Source organism: Micromonospora sp. DT44 (assembly GCF_049841635.1).
In the GTDB taxonomy this organism is placed as follows: domain Bacteria; phylum Actinomycetota; class Actinomycetes; order Mycobacteriales; family Micromonosporaceae; genus Micromonospora.
Map to the genome: position 1 here is coordinate 1 of NZ_JBNCKS010000113.1, position 5,922 is coordinate 5,922.

At 70.4% G+C, this 5,922-nt stretch carries 3 protein-coding genes; all 3 read right to left on the reverse strand.

Going from position 1 to position 5,922, the window contains the following annotated elements:
* A partial coding sequence (locus tag ACLQ25_RS32285; RefSeq protein ID WP_425734516.1) for an RICIN domain-containing protein occupies positions 1-293 on the reverse strand: 293 nt, incomplete at its 3' end.
* Positions 294-780: 487 nt separating this feature from the next.
* Positions 781-2,097 carry a cellulose binding domain-containing protein gene (locus ACLQ25_RS32290; protein ID WP_425734517.1) on the reverse strand — a complete coding sequence of 439 codons (1,317 nt, stop codon included), beginning with the start codon at positions 2,095-2,097 and terminating at the stop codon, positions 781-783.
* 534 nt (positions 2,098-2,631) lie between these two features.
* Positions 2,632-5,496, reverse strand: a complete 2,865-nt coding sequence (locus tag ACLQ25_RS32295) for a BTAD domain-containing putative transcriptional regulator (protein ID WP_425734518.1) — start codon at positions 5,494-5,496, stop codon at positions 2,632-2,634.
* Positions 5,497-5,922 lie beyond the last annotated feature (426 nt).

Here is a 5,922-nt window from a genome sequence, read left to right on the forward strand (position 1 = left end):
GAATCCACGAACTGCCACTGCTGCTGGTTGCCGTTGTTACGCGTCCACTGCGTGATCCGCGCACCGTCGTTCGTGGCGAGGTTGTAGACATCCAACGCCTTGCCACTGTTGCGGTTCACCAGGACGTACCACGCGCTCGTGTCGACGGTCGCCGCGGCCGCGGGCGACGACACCGCCATCGCGGCGGCGCCAGCGACCACTACCGCCGCCACACTGGTGGCTGCCGCTCGTACCAACCATCCTCGCCGCCGCGAGGGCGGCGCTATCGCCGGGGACGTACCAATGGCGGACATGTTCCTCCTCATTCACAGGGAGCCGAACGGCTACCCGAAGCTGGGCGCACCGCGACACGCGACCGGGCGCACGCGGCGGGAATGTTCGCGTTAACACGATCCCTGCGTGCTGCGGACAGTGTCGGATTGACGGTCGACGAAGTCGGCCGGCGGTAGATCACATCCGGCGTCGTCCTTGACCATCGACTGTGAGCGATAACATGCTGTTCGTCAAGACGTAACATGCGCGTAAGCGGAGGCGACCCGTCGGGCCCAGCCATTGACGCCGGTCGCAAGCCTGCTGCCCGGCCACGCACTGTGCGGCAACTCGGTCCGACGCACTCGGCAACCCAGAATGACTGACGCTAACATCGACATTCGCGCATAAAGCACCGCGTCTCCCCCGCTGCCGCAGCCGTGCTCGCGAGGATTCATCGACGGACTGCCGGCCGCGCCAGCCCCGGTGCCCGGGGCCGGAGTCGGTGACTCCGGCCCCGGGCATCCGTGCTCAGGGGCTGGTGCAGGTGACGTTGCCGGGCGGGGTGGCGCCGTCTCCGGTGGCGGTGAAACCGAAGGTCGTCGAGGCGTTCGGCGCGAGCGTGCCGTTGTAGGCGGCGTTGCGAACGGTGACGTTGCCGGTGATCCCGGAGTTGATACCGCTCCAGAGGCTGCTGATGGCCTGGCCGTTGGCCAGGGTCAGGCCCACCGTCCAGCCGTTGATCGTGCCGGCAGTCCCGTTGGTGACGGTGACCTCGCCCTGGAAGCCGCCCGGCCAACTGTTGATCGCCCGGTAGGTGGCGGCGCAGGTGCCCGGCTCACCGGTCGGCGGCGGGGTGGTCGGCGGGGGCGTCGTCGGCGGCGGGGTGGTCGGCGGGGGCGTCGTGGGCGGGGGCGTGGTCGGCGGCGGCGTGGTGGGCGGGGTCGTCGACTGGAACTGGCTGAAGAACCGCCAGATCTCACCCGAGGTCCAGGTCCGCGAGTCGTTGGGGCTGCCCGACCCGTCGACCGGGCTCGGGGTGTGGTCGCCGTCGAACGCGGCCCACTGCACCGGGTACCCCGAGCGGCAGCCGGAGTAGGTGGTGGTGATGTGGGTCAGGCTGCCCTGGCTGGGCTCGCGTGGGCTCTGCGCCGTGCAGCCGTTGTTCCGCACGAACGTGTCGCGCAACGCCCGACCCTGCGAGATGTTGAGCACGCTGTCGTGGATGCCGTGGATGCCGAAGTACGGGACCGGCTGGGTGCCGCCGTTACACCCGCTGAGGTTCGCGCCGGACAGCACCGCGACCGCGCGGATGACGTTCGGTCGGGCGCAGGCCACCGCGTAACTCATGGCCCCGCCGTAGCTCCAGCCCAGGGCGAAACGCTGCGTCGTGTCGACACAGAGGTCGTTCTCGACCTGGCGGGAGATGTCGTCGAAGAGGGTCAGGTCCCGCCCGTTGGTGTTGGCCCACCCGGCGTTGATGCCCTGCGGCGCGACGAAGATCGTGCTGTTGTTCGACAGCGGCGCAAGGCCGTAGTAGCCGGCCGAGGCGACGTTGTTGGCCGACCCGTTCAGCCAGTGGAAACCGAAGACCAGGCGGTACTGACGGTTCCGGTCGTAACCGCTCGGGATCTGGAGGATGTAGGTGCGGCTCTGGCCGCTGCTGGTGATCGTGCGTGTCCCGTTGGTGAGGGTGGGCGCCTTACCGCAGCCCGCGGTCGCCGCCAGGGTGCCGTTCGTGGCGGCCGCCGCCTCGCCGCGGAACCCGGCGGTCAACGCGCCGCCGGTAGCCACGACGAGAACCGCCGCGGCCGCGACGAACGTCAGTAATTGTCTCTGTCTGACCATTGCTCGACTCCTTGCCGTTGATCGTGCGTACGACATGCACCTCGAGCCGGTTCGTGCCGGGTGGGGTTGCTCGCCCGCGCGGGCGGGACGAGGGCCGACCGACGAGGTGCCGTGACAGGACGTCCTTCCGTTGCGGGCCGACGTGCTCGTGCGGCCGGTGCGGCGTACACGGGTGGTGTACGGGCCGTACCGTCGCTGCCGGGTTGTCCGCGACGGGGCATGGAATGCGGGGAATGCGGCCGGACCGGGGGGTGCGTCCGACGACCGCGCGGTCGCCTGGCAGTGGCGGAGCGGCCCGGACTGGTCACCGATCGGTGCGGCGGCGGGAGGGCGTGCCCTCGCCATGCCTGCGCCGACTGACTGTGGTGACTGGGAGCGTGCCCTTCACTCCCCGGGCCGAAACATAGCATGTTATCGATAACACGCTCAACCGACCGAGTGCCGCGCAATCGACCGACATGGCCGGTCCGATCCATTGACGCCCTGGTCAGGCGGTCGACCGCAGGGCGGCACGCCCGTCACCGGGAACACGTGTCACCGCTGTGTGTCCTCGGATCGCGAGGCGAAGGGGGTGACCTCGAGCAGCCTGTCCCCCAGGTCGCAGACCGTGTCCCGCATGCGACGGGTCCCGCCGTTCTGCATGGCGTGCATGGCGTCGCAGGCCCCCCGCCAGGCCTGACAGGCGCCGGGCACATCGTCGAGATCCAGAAGGGTCGCGCAGAGCTGGGCGGACGCGTCGAAGACGTCGATCCGACTGTGCGCCTCGACGGCCGCTCGGAGGCCCTGCTCGAGCTGGTCCCGAGCCTGGCTCTGGCGCCCCAGCAACGCCAGACACTCGGCGATCAGAATGCGGATCGCGGGCTCGTCCGTCCCTGGTCCGACCTTCTCACTCTGGGCCAGCGCCTCGTCGAGGCACACCATGGCCTCGCCGGGAGCACCGAGTCGGACCAATGTCCGGCCCCGGGCCACACCCGCCCAGATCTCGCCCTGCTCGAAGCCGGCGGCACGGTAGAGGGACCGTGCCCGCTCGTTCTCCGCGAGTGCCCGTTCGTGCCGGCCGAGCTGACTGTGGATCCGGTGCAGGGCACTGTGGACGCCGCCCAACTCCGCGATCATGCCGCGCTCGGTGAAGATCTCTCGGGCGCGGGTGAGCAGGTCGAGTGCCTCGTCGTAGCTGGCGAAGTGGTAACAGGAATCGGCCAGACTCCACATGGCGTGAGCCGCACCCAGGTCATCCCCGCTGCCGTTGGCAGCCCGCAGAGCCACCCGCATCACGTCCTGCCAGTCGTGGAACCGCCCGGTGAGCCGCAACCACGGCCAGATGGTCAGCGCCAGCCGCCAGGGCGGGACAACGAAGTCGCCCTCCGCCGCACGGCGCACCGCCTCGAACAGGACCTCCCGGTGATCGTCGAACCACCGCATCGCGGCGTCGTACGAATCGGGCCGCTCGGCGATGACGCCGGCCGGAGCCGGAGTGGGGGCGGCCGCCGGGCTCGTCGGTACGAGCCGCAGCGCCGCCTGGTGGCTGCTGTGCAGGTAGTGATGCAGGAGTCGGTCGACCGCCGCCTCCCGGTCGCGGACCGACTCCTTCGCCAGGATCAGCTCCTGCGCGTACGCCCGGACGAGGACGTGCGAGGTGAACCGGCCCCGGTCGTCCTCGTCGAGCAGGGCCGCCGCGGCGAGTTCGCGCACCATGGCCCGCGTCTGGACCGGCGGGTTCTGGGACATGCTGGCGAAGGCCTCGGCCGAGATGCCGGCCGGCATGGCTGCGGAGGACAGCCGGAAGAGCCGTGCCGCGTCCGGGCTGAGCTGACGGTACGACCAGGCGAAGGCGGCACGCGGATCGCTTACGCCGTGGTTGCCGGCGAAGGCGGTGAGTCGTCGCGCGCCGTCACGGAGTTCCGCGGCGACGTCCTCCAGAGCGAGTCGCGGACGCGCGCTCAACCGGCCGGCCAGGATCGCCAACGCAAGGGGCAGGCGGCCACACATCTCGATGATCTCGTCGAGGGTGCCGGACACCGGAGCGCTGCCCGCCGGGGAGCGGTTCGGCGCGTCCTTCAGCCGGCGCTGGACCAGCCGACGGGCGGTCGGCATGTCCGGAGGATCGAGATGCAGCAGGTGGGCTCCGTCGCGGACGGCGAGATCGACGAGCGGACTGCGGCTGGTCACCAGAACCAGACACTCCGGGGAGTTGGGCAGCAACGGGCGCACCTGGACGGCGTCGAGCGCGTTGTCGAGGAACACGAGCAGCTTCCGGCCGGCGGTGAGGCTCCGGTAGATGCCGACCCGCGCGGCGAGCGTCTCCGGGACGCTGGACATGTGGAAGCCCTGTGACGACAGCAGGGATCCGAGCGCGTCACTGGCCGAGAGGCCGTCGCTCTCGGGCTGCTCCGCGCGCAGGTCGAGATAGAGCTGGCCGTCGGTGAAGTCCCCGGCGACCAGGTGGGCGAAGTGCGCGGCGAGCGTGGACTTGCCCACGCCGCCCATCCCGTCGAGTGCGACGACCAACGGACCCGTCCCGCGCGCGTCGGCCGTGTCCTCGAACATTCCAGCGAGAGTCGCGAGTTCGGCGGTACGTCCGACGAAGGCGGGGAGATCAGGTGGGAGCTGCGCCGGACGCACCAGCGGCACCGGCCACGAGCGGGCGCGCTGCCGTGTCCCTTCGCCGGTCGGGCCGTTCGGCACCGAGGTCGCCGTCCCCGCCAGGACGCGCCGGTGCGCGGCCTGGAGGGCCTCGCCCGGATCCATGCCCAGCTCCTTGACGAGACGGGTGCGAACGGTCCGGAAGAGCCCCAGCGCCTCGGCCTGGTGGCCGCTCGCCCCGAGCGTGGCGATGAGACTCGCCTGCACCGGCTCGTGGAACGGCGCCATCGAGGCGGCCAGCCGTAGGGGCCGTAGCACCCGCGTCGGCCGGTCCAGTGACATGGCGAGTTCGGCCGCCGGCACGCACCCGTCGAGGAATTCCTGATCGAGCGCGGCGAAGATCGACATCGAGGTGGTGCCGTGGGCGTACGTGTCACCGGCGGGCCCGCGCCACAGCCCCAGGGCCTGGGCGTAGCGATCCAGCGCCGCGTCACGGTCGCCAGCCGTGAGCTTCGCGCGGGCGGCCCCGACGAGCTCACGGAAGCGGAACAGGTCCAGCGAGCCGGGCGCGGGCGCGGGCGCGAAGAGGTAGCCACTACCGTGCCGCCGCAGGTACGTGCCGGACGCGCGCAGCGGGAGCGAGGGTTCCATCAGCCGCCGCAGCGTGCCGACGTACTTGTGGATGACGTTCGTGGCGCTGGCCGGCGCGTCTTCGCCCCAGACCAGTTCGATGAGGTCGGTCGCGCTGACCGGTCGCCCCGCGCGGGCGAGGAGCAGGGCCAGCAGGCGGCCCTGCTGTCGGGGGCCAACGTCCACCTCGACACCGTCACGCCACAGTCGCAGGGGACCCAGGATCTCGAAACACAGGGTGCCGTCGGTCGGCCGGGGTCCGTCTTGTCTGTGGCGGGCATCGGTCGAAATCGACAATTCAATCTCCTGTTTCGCCGTACCCGCCGCCACCACCGAGCTTGCCAGTCTACGTGTGCGCCGCCGAGGACGACCCGTCATCGCTACCCGATCCGGACGAAATGGTGGAGCACGGCACCCGACAATAGAAATGTCACTGCGCGGAATACATGAGGCAGGGCCACTCCGACGCCGTTCGTCGCCTTTTCGCCGACTCCGTGGATGCCCGGCGATACGGCCCCGGGACTGCCCTTTCGGCTCCTAGATGATCGATTCCAAGGGGTCAGTGGTCGTAGGCGGTCAGGGATCGCATGACCGGTTGGCCGGTGTGCCAGT

What these genes read in the sequence shown, in the direction of transcription:
- ACLQ25_RS32290 (WP_425734517.1), bottom strand. Translation starts at nt 2,097, where the DNA reads ATGGTCAGACAGAGACAATTACTGACGTTCGTCGCGGCCGCGGCGGTT.